This is a genomic window from Bacillus sp. CDB3 (assembly GCF_002081505.1).
Taxonomy (GTDB): domain Bacteria; phylum Bacillota; class Bacilli; order Bacillales; family Bacillaceae_G; genus Bacillus_A; species Bacillus_A cereus_AT.
In genome coordinates, this window is the sequence record NZ_ALBR01000091.1 from 48,964 (window position 1) to 75,249 (window position 26,286).

Below are 26,286 nucleotides of genomic sequence, written 5' to 3' on the forward strand. Positions count from 1 at the left end.
ATGAATATAGCTAGCTTGTTTAATCATGAAAACATTGTTAATAAGATTGTTGCTGTTACAACCATTGCTGCCCCGCCTAAACGCGTCGAAATTTGTGCGAACGGCATTAATTCCATACGATTTGAAGCTGATAAAATAGCAACATCGCCAGTTCCACCTAAACCGCTATGACATCCAGTTACAATCGCTGATTCAACTGGATACATTTTCATCACTTTTCCTATAAGAAAACCTGACGCTACCATTGTAAGAACAACCGATGCACAAACAACAACATATCCTACAGAAAGAACTGCCGCTACGTCTTTTAACGGAATATATAGCAATCCTAATCCGACCATTAGTGGCCAAGTTAAATTCTTTGAAATAAATTTATATAAATGGAATGCACCTTGCTCCATTTTTGCTGGCATTAATTTAAAGTATTTCACAAGTGCTGCTGAAAAAATCATAATGATTGCTCCTGGAATACCGATAAACTTAGAAGCAAACCCTCCGAAAATAAAGAATGTACATGCAATCAATAACCCAGCTCCCATTAATGAGAAATCAATTGGTTTTTCTGTATTTTGCTCTTTTAATAACTCTGCTTGATTATCTGTTTTTACTAATACACCATTCCCACTAAGCTCGGGTCTCTTCTCACCTAAACGCTTCATATAACCTGCGCTCACAATTGCAAACATATTTCCGATAATAGCTGCTGGAATAAGCTGTGATACAAATGTTGCTGATGATTCATTTAAAATATCACCGTAAGCTAGTGATAACGGTAAAATCCCTTCCCCAATACCACCACTCACAATTGGTACGATGATAAAGAAGAATGTCTGCTTCATTTCAAATCCAAATAGTGAACCTACTAATAGGCCTACTGCGATAGAAGCTAACGTTCCTACTACTAAAGGAATAAACATGCGAATGAAACCTTGTACCAATACTTTACGGTTCATTCCTAAAATACTTCCTACTACTAAACAAGAAATATATAAATACAAAAAGTTCGATTTTTTCATTAACATAGTCGCAGCTTCCATTGAAGCTGGATTCATCCAGTTGAAAAATACAAGTAACGATGGAATAAATAACGAAAGAATTGCTGGACCACCGATGTTTTTTAGAATTGGAATTCTCATCCCAATGTCACCTAAGAAAATCCCCATGATCATAATAACTGCAAATCCACCAATCATATCTGCTGGCAATTTATTATATACAGATGCCCCATAAATAATAGCAGCCAATACTACATATAACGGTAAAGGTATTACACCGATTTTTACATTCATAATTTTAGAAGCGAAAGATTCCCCTTGTACTTCGTTTTCCTCAGAAAATGATACCGCTCCCACGTTCTTTTGAATCCCCATATGGCACCCCCTTGTTTTCTTAATAACAATATTAAAACGCTTTCAATAGTAAAAATAGTTTTTGTAAGTTTTGTAACTATTTTTGTAATTAAAAAAAGTATAAGCGACCTATAATAAGTCGCTTATACGTAAAAATCTATTTTATTCCGGTCAATACACCTTAATTTACTCACCGGTCTTCCCACATTTTGATACACCATTTCATTCTCTAATACTCCGATTTCAGTCAAAAACATTACATACTTTCGAATAGAGACTCTTGAAACTCCTACTAATTTCGCCATTTCATCAGTTGTAAATGCTTGTCCATTAAGCGATTCGATTTTCTGCCAAATGAGTTGCAATGTTTGCTTTGTTAATCCTTTCGGAAGCTCTTTATAGTCAAAGGACTCTCTTTTTTCTTTTTGTAAAATTAACGAATCTAATTCCGATTGACTAATTTTTTGTTGTTCTTTCATGAAAGTAAGTTTTTCTCGATATATAGTTAATGCATCTTTAAATCGTTCAAATGTAAATGGTTTAATTAAATAATCTACTACGCCATATTGTAATGCTTTTTTAATACTCCCCATATCATGTACAGCTGAAATCATCATAATATCGATTTCTTTTTCTTGATTCCGAATATACATTAAAAGCTCAAACCCAGTCTCTTCAGGCATAAAAATATCAAGTAAGACTAAATCTATTCGTGATTTCTCTAATACTTCTATCGCCGATTTTACTGAGTTAACTGCTTGAACAAGTTCAAATCCTCCCACCTGCTCTAAGTAATGCTTATTTAGCATCGCAACCATCGGATCATCTTCTACAATCAAAACTTTGATCATTTTATCTCTCATCCCTACTTTTAGGTATTTCAATCGTTATTGTCGTTCCAGTTCCTAACACTGAATGAACATAAATCTCCCCATTTATTCGCTGTATACTTTCCTTTACAAGATACAAACCATAACCGCGATTATCCCCTTTTGTGGAATAACCTTTTGTAAATAATGCATCCACTGCGTCTTCTTCTATACCTTTCCCCGTATCTTGTACTGTAATGATTAATGTATCCCCATATTGTATTCCAACTTCAACCTGCTTCTTCTCACAATTCGTCACTGCGTCTAATGCATTATTAATTAAATTTCCGACAATAGTGATCAGTTCATGAATGATACGTTCATCATATATTTCTGGTAAGTAAGAATCTTCTTTTATAATTAACTTTATATTTTTCTCTCTAGCATAACTAAGTTTACCTAGTAAAAATCCAGCAAATACTGGACTTTGAATTTTTTTCATAATCCCCCCCATTTCATATTGATGCTCTGATACCATACTACTTACATATTTCTGCAATTCTTCATACTGCTTCATATGCGTTAAACCTAATACGACATGCATTTTATTCATAAATTCATGAGATTGAGCCCGTAATGCTTCCGCATATAGCCTAGTACCAGTTAATTCTTCTGCTAATTTTCTAATTTCTGTTTTATCACGAAAGGTTGCGATCGCACCAACTATTTCTCCTTTTACATATAAAGGCACACGATTAGTAACAATCGTAATTCCATAAATATTTTGTTCTTCGTTTAATTGTACCTCTCCTGTTTGTAACACTTCTTTTATACGTGAATTCGGCATATACAATTCAACATCTTTACCAATAAATTCTTCTTTCAGTCCACTTTTCTTAAATATCCGTTTCGCTTCATTATTGATTAAAGTTACTCTCGCCTCTTTATCTACAGCAATAATACCTTCTTTGACCGATTGTAACATCGTATTTCTTTCTTCTAAAATTTTCGCTATTCTATGTGGCTCAAGACCGAATAAAATTTTCTTTATATGTCTAGTTAGCAATATCGCTCCTATAATGCCAACTAATATTCCAACTCCAACACCTATATAAATAATATGTCTACTTTCTTTCACTCTTTCTTTCACATTATCTGCTGAAATTCCAACTGCAACCGCTCCAAGCTGTTCCCCTATGTCAGAAAAAACTGGCACAAATACTCTCATAGAGACCCCTAAAGTTCCTTCTGCCAATGATACATGTTCACGCCCCTTCAGTACGGGGCCTTCATCTCCTCCAATGAAATGTTGCCCTATTTTTTGAGGATTGGGGTGAGATTTCCGGATTCCATTCATATCCATAACTACAATAAATTGAACATCCGTACTGTTTAATATCTTATTTGTATACACTTGAATCAAGGAGGTATCTACCTTCCCCGCTAATCCATCAATTACAATGGAATCATTTGCTACAATACGTGCAATCGTTTTTGCCTTCTCTGCCTGGCTTTCTTCTGTCGTTCGTTCAACATTATGGCTAATTAAAATATCTGTTACGAGTAAAGAAAAAATTACAACTGTACACACTAATAATGTAATCGTTTTCCATAAATTCCATAGTTTCGTTCTTTTTCTCATCCCTTCAATAGCTCCCCTAGTTATTAAATAGAATAATAAGTAAGGTGATATTATTTTCACCTTACTTATTTGCTGTTATTATACTTTAAATTTACTAGTCATTTCTTGTAGTTCTTTTCTTCATCCATCAAATTAACTTATTTTTCTACAGCCGCTGCACTCTTCGTTATTTCAACAACTTAGAAAACAATACATAATAATAACATGTATTATTTTGCTCAATTATGCATTTTTGCATATTTAGTTATTTTTAAAAAGATTAAATTACAAAATAAGAGAACCCCATATAGAAGTTCTCTTGTTTCATATCACTTTCGCTTCTGAAAAATACCTTTCACAAAACTTTCTTTATGATCCGTGTAATTCTTTATCCCAGCTGAATGCTTCTTAGCATAATCTAATTTTAAATTTATATACTCTCCCTTTGCTTCCTCGTTTGCACTCAAATAATCTCTGAAGAAGATTAAATTATTCCAAATCCCCTTTTCATACTCTACTAAATGAATATAATGTGTGCGTTTTTGAAAAGTAGAATCAGTAAACTTTGCAAAGATAATTTCACCAGGTCGTTCCACCTTTAATCGTAAAAAACCTATAGATTTAAAACCATCTATAATAGATTTTCCTACTGCATTTAAATCATCTACAGCTACTAATATGTCTATAACTGGCTTGGATACCATACCTTCAATAGCTGTACTACCAATGTGTTCTATACAATCCGCTTCTATATGCACATTTTCTTGTATCTCATGTTTCACTTTAGAAAACTCTTTTTTCCACTCATCTGTATAACTCACTAACTTAATTTCGTCACCCGTTATGCCTAAGTCCATACCCCTTTTCCCCCTAATTTATTTTGAGTTTTTCACATAACTAATCGCTTGGCTTCCCATTTGTACCCACGCCTTTTCAAAATCCGCTCTCGATACACTGACATTCGGGCGTTCATTAAGTGGATCTTGAATATAAACAGACTCCTTATCATATCCAACAAGAACAACACAATGTTCATTATAAGTAATGGAAACATCTCCACCATTTGTTTCCCATATAGTAAACTCATCCTCATCTAGCGGTGCATATGTTGCATTCGTAATCATTACTACCGGTTGCCCATTATTTACACTCTTATAAAGTTCTTCAATACTCTTCCCTGTTAAGTCCACAGCTTCATTCGGTAAATATTTTTTTGCTAATTGAAAAAGTGGTCCATGATATACACCATATCCCGATTCAGAAAACGTATAAATGTTCCCAACAAATCCTTCATTCGGATTTCCTCTTACGCCATCGTCTAAAAAATTTACCTTTTTGATGTCACTCGCTAAATTCATCTTATCTACAGAAACACCCGCATATTGTAACATCATCGCTAAGCTTGTTACTTCGCAGCCTCTATCTAACTCTGGTAATTGCTGAATCAAAGGCACATTTGATAACATGACCTTCTCATCGTTATTACTAAACTCTGTTCGTTTTTGACTTTGTATACTTGAAAATAGTAACCCCTTTACTTTCTCCACATACTTTGTAATTCCATTTGTATATGCACCCCCTATCCCTATACAAAGTACGGCCATACATATATACCACTTCCATTTTCGTATCACTCTCACGCCCTTTTTAATTCGTTAAATACGAATAAAACGCATCAGCATCTGTTTGAACCATAGGAACAAACTTAAGCTCTTTTCCCTTTTCAGGTTGTTCAAAATTTATCTTCTCCGCTAAATCTTGAATATTCAAATTCGCTCTATTCATACCAATCTCATCAGCTATTTCTATTACCTTTTGCTCATTGATTTCTCTTAATACTTGATATATATCTTTGCCATATAAATCAATATGATATTTTTTTGCCTCTTCCTGCACTTTTTGTTCGTACACTTCTTGCGCTAACTCTTCCATCTCTTTTCCTCGTTGAGCAATACCTAGCTTTTCTGCCTCTTCTCTAACTTTCGTTCCATAGATTTCTTCCTCAATTTCTTCTATTTCTTTTCCTTCAGTTGAAACACCGAGCTTTTCTGCTTCATTATTAATTTTAATCTTATTAATTTGATCAATTAAACTTACAATCGACGTATTCTCTATAGATATTCCTAGTTTTAACGCTTCTTGCCTCACTTTTGTTTCATAAATTTCTTCTGAAAGAATTCCAACATCTTTTCCTTCTACCGAGATACCTAATTGTTCCGCTTCTCTTCCTACTTCCGTTTCATGAATTTCTTTTTCTAACGTAATTTGTTCTTTTCCACCCGTTTCAATGCCTAGCTTTTCTGCCTTTTCTTCTGTATGCATTGCATGTATTTTCCCATCGTTTAATTGTTCTTTACTACGCTGCGTGTAATCGGTCTTTCCTTTTGTCGTTCCAGAAGGAGAGGCCCCTCCTAATATACTTAAACTCATTACTCCAATAGTGAATACCGTCATCATTTTCTTTTTCAAGACTTCTTCCTCCCTCTCACACTTTCTTTTTCCAGCTTTCCCATAATTTTTTTTATACTATACATAAACTTCATCTCTGTTAGAAATAACAGTATGATTCATCTAATTCATTCAAAAATATCTACTCCAGCGTCTCTTTCTATTACAAGTTTCCATGATGTAATACATGATACAAGTTGTTCCTTAACTTTCCCTTAAAAAAAGACGACCTTGTAAAAACAAGATCGTCTTCTCACTCATATTCTTTGGTTTTTAGGAAAAATCACTTCAAAGCAAGTTCCCTCTCCCCATTTGCCCTCTACTGATATTTTTCCGTAATGCTTTTCTACAATCCAATTGGCGATTGAAAGACCTAATCCAGCTCCTTCTGATGCACTTCTTGCTTTGTCTCCTTGATAAAAACGATTAAATAATTTTGGAATATCTTCCTCTTTAACTCCTATCCCATTATCTTTCACCCGTATACGAATTGAGTTGCTCGTTTGTGTGCAATCAATTTGAATATGCCCACCTTCATTCGTATACTTCATCGCATTATCTAACAATATGACCATCATTTGATGGATTCTCTCTCTATCACCCATAAACGATATGTCACGTTCTACTTTTAATATCATCTCTTTTTCTTGATAAGAGGCAATTTCTTTATATGGATCTACTATTTCCTCTAACAATTTATCAAATTCAAATGTTTTCTTATCCATCTCAATTTGATTAGAATCCGAACGCGCTAACAATAATAAATTGCTAACTAGCTTCGACAACCGTCTACATTCCTTTGAAATTGTAGAAATATCCATCGCCTTTTCTTCTATTGTTGCAGATGGCGACTGGAATAATACGTCCGTTTTTGATTGAATAACTGCAAGTGGTGTTCTTAATTCATGCGATGCATCAGAAACGAACTGTTGCTGCTTCTCCCATGAATTTTGAATTGGTACGAGTGCCCTACCAGCTAAGAAAAAGCCGATTCCTATTGCACATAAACTTCCTATGCTACAACCTATAACGAGAATTAAAAATAAAGTGTTTAGCATTCCTTCTTCAGCTGTTGTATCACGTACAATTTGAACTATTTTTCCATCTTCTTGAAACGCAAACGTTCTAAAATATCGTCCTTGTACTTCAATATCTTGCAAATCCCCTAACTTTTTTGGAGAAAACTTTTCCAAATTCCCTTCAAAGATAGAACGAAACTTATGATTATCACCCTCTATCTCCACTATTTTCCCATTCCAAGTTATTTTAGTTACCCGTGGATCTCCAATTTTGATATTATCCATACGTTTTCTCGGTGGTATTTTAACATCTAATTTTTTTCCATACTGAACCATCATTTTTATAGATTGATCCACTTCATTATAAGTACGCTTATATGTGTACGAATAAATAATACTTCCTAATACTCCTATCAATATAATAAACACTAACGAATTTAATATGGTTAAACGAATGCGTGTCTTTTGAAACATACTTCCCTTTTTCATTGTTCTTTTAATATATATCCAATACCACGAACAGTTTGAATATCTTTCTGATAACCGAATGGCTCTAATTTTTTACGTAAGTGATGAACATACACTTCTACGATGGCTACCGTTGTATCTGAATCAAATCCCCAAACACGATCAAAAATTTGTTCACGCATTAAAATTTTACCGCTATTTTGAATGAGGTACTCTAGAAGTTCATACTGTTTTAAAGTTAATTTAATTGATTGCCCATCGACTTGTGCGTCTTTGTCTTTTCCAAATAATTCGATTCCTTTATAACAAATTGTTTGTTTTGTTGTTAAACTACCACTTCGTCTTAATAAAGCACGAATTCTCGCTTTTAGTTCTGGTGCTTGAAACGGCTTAACGAGATAATCATCCCCGCCAAAATCTAAGCCTTTAACTCGATCCTCCAAAGAATCTTTCGCTGTTAAAAATAAAACTGGCGTTTCAATCTTTCCATCTCGTATTTTTTGGATAACTTCAAATCCATCCATTTCTGGCATCATAACATCAAGTAATATTGCATCATATATATTTTGCAGCGCTAAAAACAATCCATCTTCTCCATTCAATGCTGTATCTACTTCAAACTCATCGCGTAAAATTTGGACAATAGACTCTAATAAAGAAGCATTGTCCTCTACTACAAGTAAGCGCATATTCTCACCTTCCACAATATATTTCAGCTCTTTTTATTATTACATCTCTTCTTCTCATTAAGAAAGAATGTAGTCACATTATGTAATTTCATTTTCAACTGTTTCTCTTTAAGCTTTAGAATTGTATAGAATTTGGAAAGTTTATTATAAAGACTATTTCTTAAATTTAGCTTAATAAAAAATTAAAAGAAATAAGGTTCTCCTTATCTCTTTTAATTTTTTACTACATATACCTTTTTACTCGGCAATTCTAAACAATTTAACTGGCCACCATACACAGCACTGCCATCAATCCCTATAATACGATTATCCCCAAAATACACTCCACAATCATCATTACCATGAAGCGTCTTCGTTTCCGTATGTCCAAATACAACAACCTTTTCACCACTATACCCATTATGAAATTCATTACGGATCCACATTAACGTGTATGGTTCAGATTCAGAAACTCGTTTCATTGGCTCAACACCAGCATGCACAAAGATATACTCTTCCGTTTCAATGTAATGATCTAATCCTTGAATAAACGTTACATGTTCCTCTAATACATGAGATTGTAAAATCGGTTTTTGGAAGTTTTCCTCATTAACCGCAATGTCTTCTTCTATAAATCCATAGCTATATAACGTTTTATCTCCACCATTCCTTTTTACCCAATGGCTCCATGGACGCTCCTCATCTGTCGTTAACGCCTTAATCATCATATCTTCATGATTTCCCTTTAAAACGAAGGCTCCCTCTTCTTTTAACTCTTTTACCTTTTCAATGACAGCACTTGCATTCGGGCCACGATCTACATAATCCCCCAATAAAATTAGTTGATCCTGTTTTGCATCGTAGTGAGCTTCTTCCAATAACTGTTCGAACTTTTCTATTTCTCCATGAATATCACTAATAACAAGAATTCTTTTCATATTCTCCCCCCTCTTTCTAATTATAGTTCAAAACAACAGAAATTTCTGAATCCTGATCCAAAATCACATTTTTTACAAACTAAAACTATTATCCTTACAACAATGTAAGTCTCTTGTCATCCAATTCGATGGTTGCAATTACTGTATTTCCTTATACTAAAAGTAAGAAATGAAACAAAAAACAAGGAGAGATGAGAGATGAAAAAAGTGATGGAAGTTGTAGTAGCTGTGGCAGAGGTTTTTGTAAATGGGAAACAGGTTGCAATGGAGTTAAACAAATAATGAAAAGGACAAAATTCATTCTAGACCCTTTACTCATATAAAAGAGATAAGACTTCTTCATTTTTTTGATCCCTTATCTCCTTATAAAGACAGCCGTATCCTTTTTAAGGATACGGCTGTCTTTATATTAATTTAGATATACGAATGAACCCCAACAGCAAACAACTATTTTTAAAATTTAAGTGATATGCAAATTCATTCCATAATTACTCAGTTTTAGTTTTCTCGCAACTGCTTGTGAAGCATAATTATCCCAAGAAGTACTATAAAGTGGAATACGTTTTTCTTCTTGTATTGATATCGCCCAGGCTGTAACAACATCAGTACCATATCCATTCCCTTGAAACTCCGCTAAAGTTTCCACACTCGCCTCAGCAGCTACAGGCGTACTCCTAGCACTGCAACATATAGAAACTACCCTTTCATTTTTTACAATTGCAAAGTAAGGTTGCCTCCACTCCATCTGTTCTATTAGATTAGGAAAATTTTCTCGCAAAAGCTCTTTTTTCTTCTCTGTTATCTGTATTGTTCTAGTTGGCTTATGTAAATTATTAGAGAACATGAAAGCAGGGCCCATCCAAATATTTTTTACTGTTCTTTCTTCATTTAATACATCAATGATCTTTGCTATCTCTATATGATTTGAAGGTTCACGAATTAATTTCTCAATCTTACCTACCGTTTCATCATCCAGATCACAATGATATCTCGTTATACTCCCTTCACGAGTTCTGCCAAGAAAAAAGCGTGGTGCTTTCGGATTTCCTTGTTCATTTACATATTTCATTTTTCCTACTTGATTATGAACAAATAAAACCTCTACCTGAATTGCAATTAAATCAAGTTCTGAGAGCCTCATTTATATCCTCCTTAGTTACTCCATATACCATTCATAATCTATTTTTCATGCCCAAAACAAAAATCCCATTCAAATACACATTACTGAATCCATCATACTAACTGATTTCTTCATTCTGTCTATCTAAATGGGATTATTTCGTACTTTTTATTTCTTCAGCTTGTTATTCCGTCAGTTGTGGTTGCGGCTGTACTACTTCATTCGCTCCAGCCATCCTCAACATATTCGCAATATCTTTAAAACCTCTTTTTTCAGCATATTGCAGCGGCGTAATATTTTCCTTATTGGCCATATTTACATCTGCCCCGTGGTCAATAAGCATTTGAATTACTTTCTTATGGCTTTCACTACCATTTCCTAATACGATTGCTTCTACTAAAGCTGTTCCACCACGAGCATTTCTATAATTCACATCAATATCCGTATGCTCTAATAATTCTTTTACGACCTCTACATGGCCACGTTCAGATGCTGAAATGAGTGCTGTTCCACCTGATTTAGTAGTCTCTTTTGTATTAACCCCTGCATTAATTAGTAGCTTTACAATGTCTGTATATCCTTCTCTACTTGCATAAAGAAATGGATTACTTTGTTTCTCATCTTTACTTTCAATATTAGCACCTGCACCAATTAATGCTTTAACTGTCTCTACATGATTTTGATACGTTGCTGCAAGGACAGGCGTTTCTCCGTTGTCACCTTCTACGTTTATATTCGCTCCATCCTGAATCAACTTCATAGCTGTCTCTGTGTCTCCAAGAGTCGCTGAAAGTAACAACTGTTTGTCCATTAAATTTATACTTTTTTCTTCTTTAACTTCTTCTTGTTCTTTATGCTTTTCCTTTTTCTTTTCGTTTTTCACATGAACCGGTTTCGGTTCTGGTTCTTCTTGCTTATCGCAAGCCACTACCGTCATTAAAAGTCCTAATAACATACATAATAAAATTTTTTGTTTTCTCACAACTACAGCTCCTATGAAAGATAATGTTTTCTTAACCATTCCTCCATCACATACAATAACTCTTCTTGAGTACATTTATCCATAAGCCCTTTAGATTCCTTCTTTAATCGGATTATCTTAAACTTATACTATGTTTCTCAACCTATTGGAATGATACGCCTGATGGCCTCATCATTAACATTATGAAGCAATTAGTTTAGCACGATTTTACCGCATTTGTATACATGTACTAAAACATACATAAACATCGCTCTAGGTTACTATACTCCATTGTAACCGTTCTGCTCATTATTTTACACCTTTTCTCCTCTTATTTTCATCTCATTAATAATAGAAAAAGACAACTTATATAGTTGTCTCTTTCTATTATTAATGATGCCCACCGTGATTTCCCTTTTTTGGGTTCCCCATCATCTCTTTATTCATTTCCCATTTATGCTCTGCTAGCTCTTTATATGAAAGAACTTTCCCTTTATAGTTAGACACAAAATTCTCTGCATTCTTTTTATTTTCAAATGAAATGACACTATAAGCCATCGGTGTCGTTATTGTTTTATCATATACGTAAGTAGCATCTTCTAACGAAACCCAATCTTTCGAATCATAATCTCGAACAAATTTTTCTTTCGTCTTTTCACCTGAATTGATCTCCATCCATTTATACATACAACCGATATCATCAAACTTTAACGCTTTTCCATTTTCTAAAATGACTTCTGTTGCAAATTGATTATCCATTACCCCAATTTGGCAAATATCACATTTATCATGTTCCTCATCAATTGCCACAGCCTCTGCTTGTTTCTTACCACATCCTACTATTGTAAAGACAAAGAATAAGCATATAGCAAGCATCACATATTTTGTTCTCATTTTATTTCCTCCCTAACCGTATCTTCCACAAGGAGGATATCAAAAACTTGTGTGAGATTTGTGAAAAAACAATGTTCTTTTTGTAATATATGGAACAAAAAAGAGATGTGCAGTTACTTCTACACATCTCTCATCATTCACAACCAGTAATTAATAAATCATCTTCTAACTTAACTAATAATGTATCCGTATCAATGTTTTGTCCAACTTCTACATTTACTAATCTTATATTCCCACTGATCCCTACTGCGACTTTTTCAATCTCACCGTCATTTTTTCGGATCATCATTAACTTTTCCCATTCATATACGTAAGAGGATTCATTAATAAAAATCTCTTCTACTTTTCCTTTACACGAACTATAAATTTCTTCTATTCTTGTTTGCATTCAAAATCTACTCCCTACTTCACGCTTCGCTATTTCCATCTTATTCTACCATTCTTGTACGAAGGCATTTATCTTTTTAAAAATTCAAAATTACCCTGTGAACAAAATGATCAAAATAAAGATTATGCTTCTAATGATGTTATTTTTCAAATTATTTACCATTCAAATTGAACCTTTTATTATAAATAAAAAACCTTTTATCTGAATTTTTATTTTATTCTGAAAGCGCAATCATTTTTTAGAGGGGGAGATTACATGTTAGCATTACTCGGGTTTACAATGGTATTTGTCTTTATGTTTTTGATTATGACGAAACGTATGTCTGCACTAGTAGCATTAATATTAGTTCCAATTATTTTCGCATTAATTGGTGGCTTTTATGCCAATATGGGCCCTATGATGTTAGAAGGAATTCAAAAGCTAGCACCTACTGGTATTATGCTTATGTTCGCCATTTTATATTTCGGAATTATGATTGATAGCGGTTTATTCGATCCTGTCATTAGTAAAATTTTAAAATTTGTAAAAGGAGATCCTTTAAAAATTGTTGTTGGTACAGCTATTCTTACTATTATCGTTTCATTAGATGGTGACGGAACAACAACATATATGATTACAGTTTCCGCAATGTATCCACTATATAAACGTCTTGGGATGAATCCGCTTATATTAGCTGGGGTTGTTATGTTAGGGGCAGGTGTTACAAATCTTACACCTTGGGGTGGACCAACTGCTCGGGTTATGAGTGCTCTTGGACTTGATGCATCAGAGCTCTTCACACCACTTATACCAGGAATGATTGCTGGTGCAATTTGGGTAGTTTTCGTTGCCTACTATCTTGGAAAAAAAGAAAGAAAACGTTTAGGAATTATGGATGTACAATATTTAAAACACATGAAAACAATGGATGAGCAAGCTGCGACAGTCGAAGCAGAAATACATAAACGCCCGAAACTGCTATGGATTAACTTTTTATTAACTGTTTCCCTACTCGTCTGTCTCATACTAGAAGTTATGCCGTTACCTGTTTTATTTACAGTCGCTTTTGCTATTGCGGTTATGATTAATTATCCAAACTTGGAACAACAAAAAGAACGTATTGCTTCTCACGCTGGAAACGTATTAGCAGTTGTTTCTCTCGTATTTGCCGCTGGAATTTTCACCGGTATTCTATCAGGGACAAAAATGGTAGATGCAATGGCTCAAAGTGTAGTGACTCTTATACCAGATGCTCTTGGACCACAACTACCAATTATTACAGCTCTTCTCAGTATGCCGTTCACATTTTTCATGTCCAATGATGCTTTTTACTTCGGTGTACTACCTATTTTAACAAAAGCTGCCGCTGCTTACGGAATTAGTGCAGCTGAAATGGGACGCGCTTCATTACTCGGGCAACCTGTTCACTTACTAAGCCCACTCGTTGCTTCTACTTATTTATTAGTTGGTATGGCAAAAGTTGATTTTGGTGAACATCAACGCTTTACTTTACTTTGGGCTGTTGGAACGACAATGGTAATGCTAATTACCGGAATTGTAATTGGGATTATTCCAATATAAGACGTAAAAAACAGTAGAGAAAATAAAATCCTCTACTGTTTTTTTGTTATGAAGAAACAAGAAAATACCTTCTCTCCGGTCTGCCTACACTTCCATATATAAGCTCTGCATGTACTTTCTTTCCAGATATTAAATACTCTAAATATCGCCTCGCTGTTGATCGACTCACTCCGACCATTGAGCTTAACACTTCTGCGGTAATACCTTCTTCATTAACTGTTAACATATGCTTTTTTATTTTTGCTAAAGTTAAAGGATCTATTCCTTTTGGGGCGTATTCGATTGAGTTGCCCTTCACCCCTCTTTGGGACCAGAGATGTTCAATTTGTTCTGGTGATAATTGGTCATTTCTCTTTAACTGCATAATCTTCTTTTGATAATTTTCTAAACTTGTTTTAAATCGATCAAACATAAGTGGCTTTACGATATAATCTGTTACTCCTCCTCGTAAAGCATGACGTACGACATCTGCTTCTGACGCAGCTGTAATCATAATAATGTCTGTATCATGCAAATTATGCCTAATATATGTGACGAGTTCAGTCCCTTGCATATCAGGTAAATATACATCTAATAAAACGAGCTGCGGCTTTACAAATTCTAACCATTCCTTCGCCTGTTCTCCAGTCGTTGCTGTTCCAATTACTTTAAACCCCTCAATTTTTTCAGTAAAACGACGATGAATTTCCGCAATCCGAATATCATCTTCTACAATCAATACTTCAATCCCCTCATTCATTACAATTCGCCTCTCTCTTTCGGTAATGCAATGATAAATAAAGCACCACCTAAATCCCCTTTTTCAATCGCAATACTCCCATTTAAATCTTCTACTAACTCTTTCACTTTTGCTAATCCATATCCACGTTTTTCGCCCACTTTCGTCGAAAAACCTTTATAGAATATACTTGTAATTATTTCATCATGAACACCTTGTCCTGAATCTTCTACTTCAATTAATATTTCTTCCCCAATGTCTGTTACAAACATTCTTACTTTCTTATCATGATCTTGATTTCTTTCAATTGCTTCAAATGCATTCGTGATCAAATTCCCTAAAATAGAAACAACGTAGTTACTCTCAATATGTGGACTTAAATTTTCTAAACTACTTTCTCGATCTAGCATAAAATCAATCTTCAACTCTCGTGCCCTATTATAAAATCCAATTAAAATCCCACCTAACCATGGATTTTGAATTCTTTTCATAATAAATTGAACGAACTCTTGATATACTGCCGTTTCCTTATGAATAAGCTCTAAAGCATCTTCATAAGACTCTAATTGAATAAGACCCGAAAGCGTATACAATAAATTGTTATATTCGTGCGTTTGCGCCCGTAATGCCTCTGTATACTGCCGTGTTTGAGATAATTCCGCTGTTAATTGATCCATCTCAGATTTCAAGCGCAAGCTGGATACTACACCAGTTACTTTATTATTAACTTTAATAGGTAGGCGATTAGCAATAACATCCTGTCCCTTTATATTTAATTGACGATCAAATTGTTCTTCGCCAGTTTGAAGTACATCCAGTATCGATGAGTTAGGAATAACATTTAAAATAAATTCTCCCATTATATTTTGTTGTTTATCTAAAGAAAGAATGTCATGTGCTGCTTGATTTACTAAACTAACCATTCCATTTTTATCGATTACTACAATCCCTTCACGTACGGATTGAATAACTGTACTATGCTCCTCATATAAAGATGAAATTTCCTCTGGCTCCATTCCAAACATCATTCGTTTTATACTTCTTGCTAAATATATAGAGCCAATTATCCCAATTAACAGACCTATTATTGTAATCCAAAACACACGCTTTCCATATACTTCTATCGCTCCATGAATATCATCCATTGAAAATCCAACAGAAACTACGCCAATAATTTCATTATCCTGATTACGAATTGGGGCTTTTCCTCGTAATGAAGGCCCTAATGATCCCGTTGCTTCCGAAACGTAAGACTTCCCCTCTAATAGAACCCCTTTGTTATCTCCGCCAACCATTCTCTCTCCTATTTTATCTCGCATAGGATGTGCGTAGCGAATACCATCTTTATTTCCAACTACAATAAAGTCGGCATCTGTTTCGATTCGAATTTTTTCTGCAATTGGCTGAATAATAGAAGCTGGATTTTCTTTTTGAAAAGCTTCCCCGATTTCCGGTATAGCAGCAACTGTTTTTGCAACATGTAATGCCCTTTTTCCAATTTGTTCCTCTACCGTTTCAGATAATATATAGTAAAATAAATAACTTGTTAACAGCAGTACAACAAGAATAAGTGTACTAATAGTTAATGTAATTCTCGGTTGTAGCTTTAATTTTTTAAATGTCAAAACCATTCCCCTAACATGAATAAAGATAGAATTTAAAGAAAATACAGTTTTTTATTATCACGTTTAATCATAACACGGTTACTATATATTTCTTTATCTTTATCTTCATAAAAAAAGAAACGAAGTAAAATTACTACCTCGTTTCTTAATAATTGTTATTACACTTTAAATTTATCAATCATTTCTTGTAGTTCTACTGCCATTTACTAGAGGTTCTTTCCGTCTTACTATTCTTTATCTTTTTCTACTGCTTTTTTCTCATCTTCTACTACTGATACTACAGGTTTATCATTTGATAGTTGTTGCACGGCACCTTTCCCTGCAAATCCTTCTAATAGTTCTTTTAAGTCAATACCAGAAGAAGCTTTTAATGTTTCTTGCATTGTTGCCATTAAATCAGTCGCATATCCTGCAACCTTCCCGGCACCGCTATTCTTACCACCGCCGCCTGTATCAACAACTGTAATTTTATCAATATTGCTAAGTGGACTTGCAATTTCTTTCGCGTAACTTGGAAGCATTTTAAGAACCATATCCATAATTGCCGCTTGACCATATAATTCAAATGCCTCTGCAATTTTTTGTTTCGCTTCTGCTTCTGCTAAACCTTTTAACCTGATAACATCTGCTTCCGCTGTACCTTGTGCCTTTTGTACTTCCGCTTTCGCTTGACCTTGCGCTTTTTCAATTTCTGCTTTCGCTAAACCTTCCACACGTACCTCTTCTGCACGCGCTCTTGCTTCTGCTTCAATTTTATATTGATCTGCATCTGCCTTTTTCATTTGTTTTACTTTTTCAGCCTCTGCTGATTGTTCAACAGCATAGCGATCTGCATCTGCCTTTTTCTTCACTTCTGCATCATATTGCTTTTCACGACGCGCAATCTCTTTTTCTTCTAATTCAATTTGTTTCTCACGCTCAATGATTTTAACTCGCATTTGCTCTTCTGTAACACCTTGTTGCGCTTTCGCCTGTTGTAATTCGTAAGAAAGATCCGCATCTGCACGAGCTTGTTCTTGGTCCCTCTTATAAGATTGTACTTTTAATTCCTTATGTTTTTCAGCTTCAGCGATTTGTGCATCACGTTGATATTCTGCTTCTTTTGCTTCTTTCTCAGCACGAGCTTTTTCAATTCGTGCCTCTTTTTCACGCTCTGCATTCGCAACTGTTGCATCACGCTTAACCATTGCAATTTGTGGCTGACCAAGCGCATCTAAGTATCCATTTTTATCCATTATTTCTTTAATTGTAAAGGAGACGATGCGAAGACCCATCTTCTTCAAATCAGTAGAAGCTACTTCATGTACCTTTTGTGCGAATTGCTCTCTATTACTATAAGCATCTTCTACTGTCATAGAAGATAAAATAGCACGTAGATGCCCTTCTAACACTTCTTTTGCTTCTATTTTTAACTCTTCCGTTTCTTTTCCTAAATATTGTTCAGCTGCTGTAGATACTTCTTCAATTGTCGATCCTACTTTAATAATAGAAACACCGTTTACTGTAATCGGTACACCTTGTTTCGTATACGTATCACGTGTTCCAACTTCTAATTTGTAGTTTAATAAGCTAAGAGGCTCTCCTCTTTGCATAATTGGAACTACGAAAGTACCACCCCCGCGGATAATCTTAATCTTCTTTCCGTCATCAGTAGTAACAACATTCTTTCCACCACCAAGCCAGTTCCCTGTCACAATTAATGCTTCATCCGGGCCAACTGTTCGATACTTCGTAATGAATACTAAAATAAGTAGAATTAAAATTGCGAGTAAAACTCCACCGATAATTAATGGAATCGTCATGTAAATTCCCCCTTATAATTTTGGTTTTTTTAAAGAATAAGCGATTTTTTGTACAAGTAAAACACCATCTTGAACTCCCTCAATAATGACCTCGGTTCCTTGTGAAATATCTTTTTTCCCAATCGTTTTCGCTGGTATTGCATTACTTCCAAATTTAGAGGAGATTAATACTTCACCAAATCCTTCTGTAGGAATTGTCGTAATAACTTCTCCCTTGCAACCAATGAATTCATCCATACGTTGCACCGTGTTTTGTTCTGCTTCTGCAATTGGTTTTAAAATTAGTATTTTCATTATGAAAACACCGATAAAAGATATAGCAAATGAAGCCCCGAAAATAACGAGACTGTTATAGGAGTATAAATATTCTCCTATATAACTAAGTCCACATAACATGGCGAAAAAACTAAGTAGCAACGTTACAACGGATACAGATCCGCCTCCAACACTAAATATTGATTCAAAAATATCTCCAAAAAAGATATAAATAACAGTAAGTATAGTTGCAATTATAAATCCGTATAAATAAATTGTTTCAAGTGGATAACCGAACAACATCATTTTTATCCCCCTTTCTTAAACAATCCCTTTTTTGTTATGTGTATGCCTCACCTCTTTCAAAGATTATTAATCTTAATTTTCAGTTATTTACTTTTTAAAGAAAAACCTGTAAGACAGGTCTCTAAAAAAGAACAGGAGAAACCTATTGTGACAGGCTCCTCCTAGTAAATAACCGATATATTGTATATCTACATAATATACTATTTTCCACAAAAAGTAAAGTTAAACATACATTGGAAAAGTACTTATTTATCCCTAATGCATATCTACTTTTCCATTCGTATCCTTCTAGCGAATCCCCTTAAAATTATATAATAAGATAAAACGTTATTTATTTTTTAAATATATTTTTTCTAAACACAAACATACTAAGTGCAGATAAAACTAATGCCAGGCCACCAAATAAAGATACATTATTTTCTTGTCCACCCGTTGCTGCTAAAGATTTCTTACTTTCTTCTTTCTTACTATTAACTTGTTTATCTGACACATTTTCTTTCGCTACTTGATTCACTACTTCCTGTGCTTGTACCGCTTTTCCCTTTTGAACCGTAGCCGTTTCTAATTCATTTGAGCCCTCTTTTTGTTTCTCAACATTAGCTTCTGGCTCATTTCCATTTTCAATCTCTGTTACAGGTTCACTTGTTTTTTCTTTTTCTACTTCTGTCTCTGATTTACTTCCTTCTTCTTTTGGCTTTTCTTCTTCCGACTCTGGCTTACTTGGGTCTTCTTTTGGCTTCTCTACTTCTGCCTCTGGCTTACTTGGGTCTTCTTTTGGCTTCTCTACTTCCGACTCTGGCTTACTTGGGTCTTCTTTTGGCTTTTCTTCTTCCGACTCTGGCTTACTTGGGTCTTCTTTTGGCTTTTCTACAATATTTTGAATTACTTCCCCACTGAACAATATACCAAGCCCATAATACTTCGTTCCATCAAAAGCAAACTCATATTTTTTCTCTCCAGGAGTACTCCATACAATTGTACCCTCTTCTTCATTGATTATTCCGCCTTCACTTTTCAGTTTAATATCCTCAAGTGGATTATCTTCCACATCATAAACAGGAATTTTCACCGTTTGATTCACTTGAGCATCTTCTAACATAATTCTTTGTCTTCTAAGATCGATTGTCACAAACGGAGATAGTTGAATAATTGGTTTTATATCACGAATTTCATTTCCCGCCAGCTTTAATTTATGTAACTCTTTGATGGAACTAAAAATCGTTATATCCTTAATTAGGTTATCTGATAAATCTAAAAATCTTAATTCTTTTGCTTTAGTTAAAGGAGTTAGATCTACTATTTTATTACCTTTAATTTCTAATTCATCCATTTTAGTTATTTCACTAATAGCTTCCAAGCTACTAATGTCATTATTGTTTATTATTAGTATCCCTAAATTTTTGAATTCTTGAATTCCTTGAAGAGATTCATTATTAATTTTATTAGCTGAAGCATTTAACTTTTTCAGCGAATTTAATGTAAATAATGGTTTTATATTTTGGATATTATTGTTGCTTATATTTAATGTCTCAACCTTTCCTAACTTAGCTAATGGCTCTAAATTTTCTATTTTATTATTTGCTAAATTAACGGACTTCAAGTTTTTCAAATTCGAGATAAAATCTATGTTTTTCAACCCGAATTTTTCCAAATTCAGATTCTCTAAATTTTCCATATACTCTAATCCAGATAAATCTTTTATTCCACTCTTCCCTCCATCAGTAATCTTTAATGTTTTAACCTTTAATAAATCTCCTTTCGTAATAGGTGTACTCAAATCCGTTCTACCTAAACTATGTTTATTAATATGCTCTCGTAGTTTTTTATCAGGAATAACACTTAAATCTGTTTGCCCTGCAACTATTTTTTGAATAACTGTTCCATTAAAACGTACTTTATTTTCTGAAGAACCTGTTTCTAAATTGAACTCGTATGCTTTCTCTCCAGGACTGTTCCATTTTACAAAACCATTATTATATGTTCCACCCTCACTTACCCATTTAATATTTTGAAGAGGTTTGCCATTTAAATCGTATATAGGCATCTTGATATCTTCATTTGCTGTTCCTTCACTTAAAAAGACTTTTTGTCTATGAACTTTCACTACAAAACGCTTTCCAAAATCTTGAATAGGTCTTACATCAGAAATTTCATTTGTATTTAAATTAAGTTCGTATAAATTAGTTAGTTCACTAAGTGCTGATACATCAGAAATATAATTTTCCTCTAAATCAAGTGATTGTAAGTTTTTCATTTTAGCTAGCGGTGTAATATCTCTAATTTCTGCGTCTCTTACTTCCAGTTTAATAAGACTCTCCATTTTACTAATAGATTCAAGATTAGTAATATTATTATTTCCAATCCATAATTCCTTTACCTTATTTAACTGTTCAATTCCTGTTATATCACTAATATTATTATTAGCTACATACAACTTACCTAGAGTTGGCATTGTAAATAGCGGCTTAATGTTTTCAATTTTATTACCGACTAAATCTAATACTCTAACTTTTTTCAAGTTACTTAATGGCTTCAAATCAATAATTTTATTATCTCTTAAAGAAAGATCTTGAATTTTATTCAGCCCAGTAATTGGCTCAATATTTTCAATTTGATTAGAGGAAAGATCTAAAAACTTCAAATTATTTAAATTAGCAATTGGCGATAAATCACTCACTTCAGACTCATTCAATCTGATAGTTTCCAAATTTACCATATGCTCTAAACCGGCTAAATTATTAATCCCTTTCCCACCATATACCACTAGTTCTTTAATTTGTAATACATCGGCTTTCGTTATTGGTGCATCTATATCTTTTCGACCTAAAGCATTTTTATTAATGTATTGTTGTAACTTTTTATCCACTACTATATTTTTTGCTTCTTCTTTTTGTTCTTCTTTATTTTCCTTTTGTTCTTCTGGAACATTATGGTCTAAATTGAATGCATTTACTTCAAACTGTACTTGATACTTATTGTCATAAGCCATTGTCGGAATATAAATATGCATTTGCATATTATACCTCTTTCCTAATTCCCCTACTTCAAACTGAATCACTTTCGTTCCATTTTTCTTTTTATCTTCTGATATTACTTTCACATCATGGAACACACCAGGAGTATGAATATCCTCTGTTTTCAAATATTGAAAGAAATCACTATCACTTAACGTCGCCGTTACAATTTTCTTTCCATTCTCAATTGTTAATTTCGGATCCTTTATATAAACAGCTGCCATGGACTCTTCATTCGTTTTATCTTTATACGCTTTAATAATAGCATCATATGTACCATCTTCTAAAGCATGTCCCGTTTTGTTCGCCTCAATTGCTACGGCTGCTAAAGCAGGTGTTGAATACACAGCAAACGGAAGTGATAACGCCGCCGCTATAACCATCGCATTTATATGTTTTCTTTTATTTTTTTTCAACTTTACATCTCCTCCGAAATATATAATTCAAAATGTAATCATTTCTCGAATAAATGATAATGATTTTCATTATCATTGTCAACTAAAATAATAAAAAGTTTACAAAAAATAACCCCTTCCAAAAGGGGTTATGCCATTTTTTCTCCTGATTCTTCTTTAAAAAAGCTCTTCATCGCATGAAATACATCTGCTTTTTGTTTTAAAATATAGTATCGGAAGTTTTCATCTTTAATATTTTTATATGCTGACATGAGTGTACTGTGGCGGTTGTATTGATTCACTTCCCCATACCCAAACATATTACATTTTTTCATCAGCTCTTCAACAAGCTTTACACATCTAGCATTATCCGAAGTTAAATTATCACCGTCTGAAAAATGGAATGGATAAATATTATAACGGTCTGGTGAATATTTATTATCGATTAGCTCAAGTGCTTTTTTGTATACGGAAGAACATATCGTTCCACCACTTTCTCCTTTTGAGAAAAACTCTTCTTCTGTGACGACTTTCGCTTCCGTATGGTGAGCAATAAACTCAATGTCCACAGTTTCATACTTCGTGCGTAAAAATCTTGTCATCCAGAAAAAGAAGCTACGTGCCATATACTTCTCCCATATTCCCATCGATCCACTCGTATCCATCATCGCTAATACAACAGCCTTTGAATCTGGTTTTAACACTTCATTCCAAGTACGAAACTTTAAATCTTCTTGGTGAATTGGATGGAAGGATGCTTTACCACGCATCGCATTTCGTTTATACGCTGATATCATCGTTCGTTTCTTATCAATGTTTCCCCATAATCCTGTTTTTCTAATATCATTAAATTCAATGTGCTCAATCCTGTTTTCATCCATTTCTTTCCTCTTTAAATTCGGCAGCTCTAATTCTTTGAAAAACGCTTGCTCTAATTCTAAAATTGAGACTTCTGCTTCATAATAATCTTCCCCAGCTGAATCTCCTGCCCCTTGCCCTTTTCCTGGTCCTTTTTGCTTTTGACCACCTGATCCATCCCTCGCAACGACATCACCAACTTTGCTGTCACCGTTTCCTTGCCCAACATGTTTATTTTTATCATAATTGTATCTAATTTTATATTCATCTAAAGAACGAATCGGTATTTTCACAACATCCTTGCCATTAGACATAACTATACTTTCTTCTGTTACAAGGTCTGGTAAATTATTTTTGATTGCCTCCTGCACTTTTTCTTGATGGCGTTGTTGGTCGTCATATCCTTTGCGATGGAGGGACCAGTTTTCCTGTGAAATCGTATAATTTGGTTGGTTTTCTTCGCCCATTCCTTTCCCTCCTTACTGTAATTGTCTTCCTCTATGAACAGCAATCTATAAATTTTGTTCTGTAATATGCCAAGCTAGAATATTTGAAAGGTAACTGCCCATTGAAAATCATCCCATAAACATATATAGCGTTTTTCATACAATACTCCGAGCATCCTAAACAAAATTTTGCCACTCACATACTAGAAAGAAATATTCAGCCGTTGATAAGAAAGAAACACAATGCATTGTTGCACACATTTTCACTTTGCAACATATTGTATTGTGTTGGCTTTTTTCGTATGAATGGTTGGTTACTCTATCATATGCATATTGTAAAAATAATTGACAATAAATTCATGAAATTGCATCTTAATTTATTATATTTGGACAAGGTATGACACTTTTTACAAGTATCAATAGATAACAAAACGCCGTCCCAAGAACAAGAGACAGCGTTTTGTTATCAAACTATCGATTTAACAAACTACCTACATAGCGTAACAATTCATTCGCAGATGAAGAATTATATCCATGCTCATCAATTAAGCGCGCAACAACATCATTGATTTTCTTAAGCTGATTTTCGTCTGGCGTTTTCGTTGATGTTGTAATTTTCACTATATCTTTTAAATCAGCAAATAGTTTTTTCTGAATCGCTTCACGAAGACGTTCATGTGAATTATAATCAAAGCGCTTTCCTTTACGGGCATAAGCAGAAATTCGAATTAAAATTTCTTCACGGAATGCTTTCTTAGCATTTTCTGAAATTCCAATTTGCTCTTCAATCGAACGCATAAGTTTTTCATCCGGGCTCATTTCCTCTCCCGTTAACGGATCACGTAATTTTGATTTATTACAATACGCTTCAACGTTATCTAAGTAGTTATCCATGAGTGTCTTAGCTGATTCTTCGTATGAATAAACAAACGCTTTTTGTACTTCTTTCTTAGCAATTTCATCGTACTCTTTTCTCGCTAATGAGATGAAATTCATATAACGCTCTCGGTCTTCATTACTAATCGATGGATGCTGATCCAATCCATCTTTTAGCGATCTAAGTACATCTAGTGCGTTAATAGATGGTACCTCTTTTCGAATAATTGTAGAAGAAATTCGGTTAATAACATAACGAGGATCAATACCCTTCATACCTTCATCTTGATATTCGCGTTGCAATTCTTCTACATCAATCGCATTATAACCTTCTACCGTTTCTCCATCATATAAACGCATCTTTTTAATTGAATCAATATCCGGACGCTTCGGATCTTTTAAACGAGTTAGAATAGTAAACATTGCTGCAACTCGAAGTGTATGCGGTGCAATGTGAACATTGGACACGTCACTTTCACGAATCATTTTTTCATAAATATGTTCTTCTTCACTAACTCGTAAGTTATAAGGAACTGGCATTACAATAATTCTTGAGTGCAATGCTTCATTTTTCTTATTTGCTATGAAGGAACGATACTCTGTTTCATTCGTATGAGCTACAATTAATTCATCTGCTGAAATAAGCGCAAATCTTCCTGCTTTGAAATTCCCTTCTTGCGTAAGCGATAATAAATGCCATAAAAATTTCTCGTCACATTTTAACATTTCCTGGAATTCCATCATGCCGCGGTTCGCCTTATTTAATTCTCCATCAAATCGATACGCACGTGGATCTGATTCTGAACCATATTCTGCAATCGTAGAAAAGTCCAGACTACCTGTTAAATCGGCAATATCTTGTGATTTTGGATCAGACGGACTAAATGTACCAATCCCTGTACGGCGATCTTCAGAGAAGAAAATACGCTCTACAACTACATCCTCAATTCTTGATCCATATTCTTGCTCTAAACGCATCACATTTAATGGTGATAAATTCCCTTCAATTCTTACTCCATACTCATCAAAGAAGTCATCACGTAAATGGTGCGGAATTAAATGCAATGGATCTTCATGCATTGGGCAGCCTTTAATCGCAAAAATAGCTCCACGATCTGTACGTGAATATGTTTCTAATCCTCGTTTCAACATCGTAACTAAAGTTGATTTACCACCACTAACAGGACCCATTAATAATAAAATACGTTTTCTAACATCTAATCGTTTTGCAGATGGATGAAAATATTCTTCTACAAGGCGTTCTAATGCATCCTCTAATCCAAACAGCTGATTACTAAAGAAATTATATTTTCTTCTACCATCAACTTCTTCAATTCCGGCATCTTTTATCATATTGTAAATGCGAGAGTGTGCTGTTTGAGCCACCCATGGTCTTTCTTTCACAAGCTCCAAATACTCCGCAAACGTACCTTCCCATTGTAAACGTTCTTCTGCTGCTCGATGCTGTTCAATCTTTTTTAGAATATCCATTATAGCTCCTCCCCCATCTCCTTGTTCAATCGGATTATTATAAAAGGTATGCTAGGATGTCCTTAAACATTCTTTAAATCAAAACGAAATATATAATAGCTCTATAAAATTCTCTCCAAAATTCAAAGAAAATTCTGTATAATAAGGGTATTAACGTTTTCACGCTACTATTCATTGTAAATAAATTCTTTTCTTCTAGGAACCTTACATACATTTCGATTCACAAATAGGATTCGTAAACCGAAAAAGTAAGGAGG

Annotated in this window: 21 protein-coding genes; 1 reads left to right on the forward strand and 20 read right to left on the reverse strand. The window is 34.1% G+C overall.

The features are described 5' to 3' along the window. Positions 1-23 precede the first annotated feature (23 nt). The 13 genes from CDB3_RS21835 to CDB3_RS21895 form a co-directional block, all read right to left on the reverse strand. Positions 24-1,370, reverse strand: coding sequence for a 2-hydroxycarboxylate transporter family protein (locus CDB3_RS21835; protein ID WP_128855933.1), 1,347 nt, complete (start codon positions 1,368-1,370; stop codon positions 24-26). A gap of 122 nt (positions 1,371-1,492) precedes the next feature. Then, positions 1,493-2,200: a response regulator gene (locus tag CDB3_RS21840; RefSeq protein ID WP_128855934.1), complete on the reverse strand. Its 708-nt coding sequence runs from the start codon at positions 2,198-2,200 to the stop codon at positions 1,493-1,495. A gap of 1 nt (position 2,201) precedes the next feature. Next, positions 2,202-3,800 carry a sensor histidine kinase gene (locus CDB3_RS21845; RefSeq protein ID WP_142263494.1) on the reverse strand — a complete coding sequence of 533 codons (1,599 nt, stop codon included), beginning with the start codon at positions 3,798-3,800 and terminating at the stop codon, positions 2,202-2,204. Between the two features lie 308 nt (positions 3,801-4,108). Continuing rightward, entirely contained in the window at positions 4,109-4,636 is a 528-nt protein-coding gene (locus CDB3_RS21850; protein WP_128855935.1) for a GrpB family protein, read from the reverse strand. 18 nt (positions 4,637-4,654) lie between these two features. Beyond that, entirely contained in the window at positions 4,655-5,383 is a 729-nt protein-coding gene (locus CDB3_RS21855) for a C39 family peptidase (protein ID WP_128855936.1), read from the reverse strand. Between the two features lie 43 nt (positions 5,384-5,426). Beyond that, positions 5,427-6,248, reverse strand: a complete 822-nt coding sequence (locus CDB3_RS21860) for a transporter (protein ID WP_128855937.1) — start codon at positions 6,246-6,248, stop codon at positions 5,427-5,429. Between the two features lie 236 nt (positions 6,249-6,484). Further along, positions 6,485-7,720 carry a sensor histidine kinase gene (locus CDB3_RS21865; RefSeq protein WP_128855938.1) on the reverse strand — a complete coding sequence of 412 codons (1,236 nt, stop codon included), beginning with the start codon at positions 7,718-7,720 and terminating at the stop codon, positions 6,485-6,487. Positions 7,721-7,731: 11 nt separating this feature from the next. After that, a complete protein-coding gene (locus tag CDB3_RS21870) occupies positions 7,732-8,403 on the reverse strand; it encodes a response regulator transcription factor (protein WP_128855939.1) in 672 nt (223 codons plus the stop codon). A 212-nt stretch (positions 8,404-8,615) separates the two neighbouring features. Beyond that, positions 8,616-9,320: a metallophosphoesterase family protein gene (locus CDB3_RS21875; protein ID WP_128855940.1), complete on the reverse strand. Its 705-nt coding sequence runs from the start codon at positions 9,318-9,320 to the stop codon at positions 8,616-8,618. 460 nt (positions 9,321-9,780) lie between these two features. Continuing rightward, positions 9,781-10,461 carry a GNAT family N-acetyltransferase gene (locus CDB3_RS21880; protein WP_128855941.1) on the reverse strand — a complete coding sequence of 227 codons (681 nt, stop codon included), beginning with the start codon at positions 10,459-10,461 and terminating at the stop codon, positions 9,781-9,783. Positions 10,462-10,624: 163 nt separating this feature from the next. Beyond that, entirely contained in the window at positions 10,625-11,497 is an 873-nt protein-coding gene (locus CDB3_RS21885) for an ankyrin repeat domain-containing protein (protein WP_128855942.1), read from the reverse strand. 294 nt (positions 11,498-11,791) lie between these two features. After that, entirely contained in the window at positions 11,792-12,295 is a 504-nt protein-coding gene (locus tag CDB3_RS21890) for a nitrous oxide reductase accessory protein NosL (RefSeq protein ID WP_128855943.1), read from the reverse strand. A 133-nt stretch (positions 12,296-12,428) separates the two neighbouring features. Continuing rightward, positions 12,429-12,683: a hypothetical protein gene (locus CDB3_RS21895; protein ID WP_097832256.1), complete on the reverse strand. Its 255-nt coding sequence runs from the start codon at positions 12,681-12,683 to the stop codon at positions 12,429-12,431. A 255-nt stretch (positions 12,684-12,938) separates the two neighbouring features. On the opposite strand from CDB3_RS21895, the gene CDB3_RS21900 reads away from it, so the two are divergent. After that, the gene (locus CDB3_RS21900; protein WP_097832255.1) at positions 12,939-14,243 is read left to right on the forward strand and encodes a CitMHS family transporter; all 1,305 of its coding nucleotides are present in this window, start codon (positions 12,939-12,941) and stop codon (positions 14,241-14,243) included. Positions 14,244-14,289: 46 nt separating this feature from the next. Here the strand turns inward: CDB3_RS21900 and CDB3_RS21905 are convergent, their stop codons facing one another. From CDB3_RS21905 to CDB3_RS21935, 7 genes are all read right to left on the reverse strand, one after another. Then, positions 14,290-14,982 carry a response regulator gene (locus CDB3_RS21905; RefSeq protein WP_128855944.1) on the reverse strand — a complete coding sequence of 231 codons (693 nt, stop codon included), beginning with the start codon at positions 14,980-14,982 and terminating at the stop codon, positions 14,290-14,292. Then, the gene (locus CDB3_RS21910; protein WP_128855945.1) at positions 14,982-16,592 is read right to left on the reverse strand and encodes an ATP-binding protein; all 1,611 of its coding nucleotides are present in this window, start codon (positions 16,590-16,592) and stop codon (positions 14,982-14,984) included. The genes CDB3_RS21905 and CDB3_RS21910 overlap by 1 nt, the downstream gene beginning before the upstream one ends. Positions 16,593-16,813: 221 nt before the next feature. Beyond that, the gene (locus CDB3_RS21915) at positions 16,814-18,388 is read right to left on the reverse strand and encodes a flotillin lipid rafts scaffold protein FloT (protein WP_097832253.1); all 1,575 of its coding nucleotides are present in this window, start codon (positions 18,386-18,388) and stop codon (positions 16,814-16,816) included. A gap of 12 nt (positions 18,389-18,400) precedes the next feature. Beyond that, positions 18,401-18,949 carry an NfeD family protein gene (locus tag CDB3_RS21920; protein ID WP_128855946.1) on the reverse strand — a complete coding sequence of 183 codons (549 nt, stop codon included), beginning with the start codon at positions 18,947-18,949 and terminating at the stop codon, positions 18,401-18,403. 331 nt (positions 18,950-19,280) lie between these two features. Then, positions 19,281-22,379 carry a leucine-rich repeat domain-containing protein gene (locus CDB3_RS21925; RefSeq protein WP_128855947.1) on the reverse strand — a complete coding sequence of 1,033 codons (3,099 nt, stop codon included), beginning with the start codon at positions 22,377-22,379 and terminating at the stop codon, positions 19,281-19,283. Between the two features lie 128 nt (positions 22,380-22,507). Beyond that, entirely contained in the window at positions 22,508-23,683 is a 1,176-nt protein-coding gene (gene yhbH, locus CDB3_RS21930) for a sporulation protein YhbH (protein ID WP_098501682.1), read from the reverse strand. A 450-nt stretch (positions 23,684-24,133) separates the two neighbouring features. Continuing rightward, on the reverse strand, positions 24,134-26,029 hold the full coding sequence (locus tag CDB3_RS21935) for a PrkA family serine protein kinase (protein ID WP_098767959.1): 1,896 nt from the start codon (positions 26,027-26,029) through the stop codon (positions 24,134-24,136). Between the last annotated feature and the right edge of the window lie 257 nt (positions 26,030-26,286).

Excerpts from the sequence above, each read along its gene's own strand:
- CDB3_RS21855 (WP_128855936.1), bottom strand. The coding sequence starts at position 5,383 with ATGGCCGTACTTTGTATAGGGATAGGGGGTGCATATACAAATGGAATT.
- CDB3_RS21870 (WP_128855939.1), bottom strand. The coding sequence starts at position 8,403 with ATGCGCTTACTTGTAGTAGAGGACAATGCTTCTTTATTAGAGTCTATT.
- yhbH (WP_098501682.1), bottom strand. The coding sequence starts at position 23,683 with ATGGGCGAAGAAAACCAACCAAATTATACGATTTCACAGGAAAACTGG.
- CDB3_RS21835 (WP_128855933.1), bottom strand. The coding sequence starts at position 1,370 with ATGGGGATTCAAAAGAACGTGGGAGCGGTATCATTTTCTGAGGAAAAC.
- CDB3_RS21910 (WP_128855945.1), bottom strand. The coding sequence starts at position 16,592 with ATGGTTTTGACATTTAAAAAATTAAAGCTACAACCGAGAATTACATTA.
- CDB3_RS21900 (WP_097832255.1), top strand. The coding sequence starts at position 12,939 with ATGTTAGCATTACTCGGGTTTACAATGGTATTTGTCTTTATGTTTTTG.
- CDB3_RS21850 (WP_128855935.1), bottom strand. The coding sequence starts at position 4,636 with ATGGACTTAGGCATAACGGGTGACGAAATTAAGTTAGTGAGTTATACA.
- CDB3_RS21895 (WP_097832256.1), bottom strand. The coding sequence starts at position 12,683 with ATGCAAACAAGAATAGAAGAAATTTATAGTTCGTGTAAAGGAAAAGTA.
- CDB3_RS21920 (WP_128855946.1), bottom strand. The coding sequence starts at position 18,949 with ATGATGTTGTTCGGTTATCCACTTGAAACAATTTATTTATACGGATTT.
- CDB3_RS21865 (WP_128855938.1), bottom strand. The coding sequence starts at position 7,720 with ATGTTTCAAAAGACACGCATTCGTTTAACCATATTAAATTCGTTAGTG.
- CDB3_RS21935 (WP_098767959.1), bottom strand. The coding sequence starts at position 26,029 with ATGGATATTCTAAAAAAGATTGAACAGCATCGAGCAGCAGAAGAACGT.
- CDB3_RS21890 (WP_128855943.1), bottom strand. The coding sequence starts at position 12,295 with ATGAGAACAAAATATGTGATGCTTGCTATATGCTTATTCTTTGTCTTT.
- CDB3_RS21885 (WP_128855942.1), bottom strand. The coding sequence starts at position 11,497 with ATGTACTCAAGAAGAGTTATTGTATGTGATGGAGGAATGGTTAAGAAA.
- CDB3_RS21905 (WP_128855944.1), bottom strand. The coding sequence starts at position 14,982 with ATGAATGAGGGGATTGAAGTATTGATTGTAGAAGATGATATTCGGATT.
- CDB3_RS21880 (WP_128855941.1), bottom strand. The coding sequence starts at position 10,461 with ATGAGGCTCTCAGAACTTGATTTAATTGCAATTCAGGTAGAGGTTTTA.
- CDB3_RS21840 (WP_128855934.1), bottom strand. The coding sequence starts at position 2,200 with ATGATCAAAGTTTTGATTGTAGAAGATGATCCGATGGTTGCGATGCTA.
- CDB3_RS21915 (WP_097832253.1), bottom strand. The coding sequence starts at position 18,388 with ATGACGATTCCATTAATTATCGGTGGAGTTTTACTCGCAATTTTAATT.
- CDB3_RS21875 (WP_128855940.1), bottom strand. The coding sequence starts at position 9,320 with ATGAAAAGAATTCTTGTTATTAGTGATATTCATGGAGAAATAGAAAAG.
- CDB3_RS21845 (WP_142263494.1), bottom strand. The coding sequence starts at position 3,800 with ATGAGAAAAAGAACGAAACTATGGAATTTATGGAAAACGATTACATTA.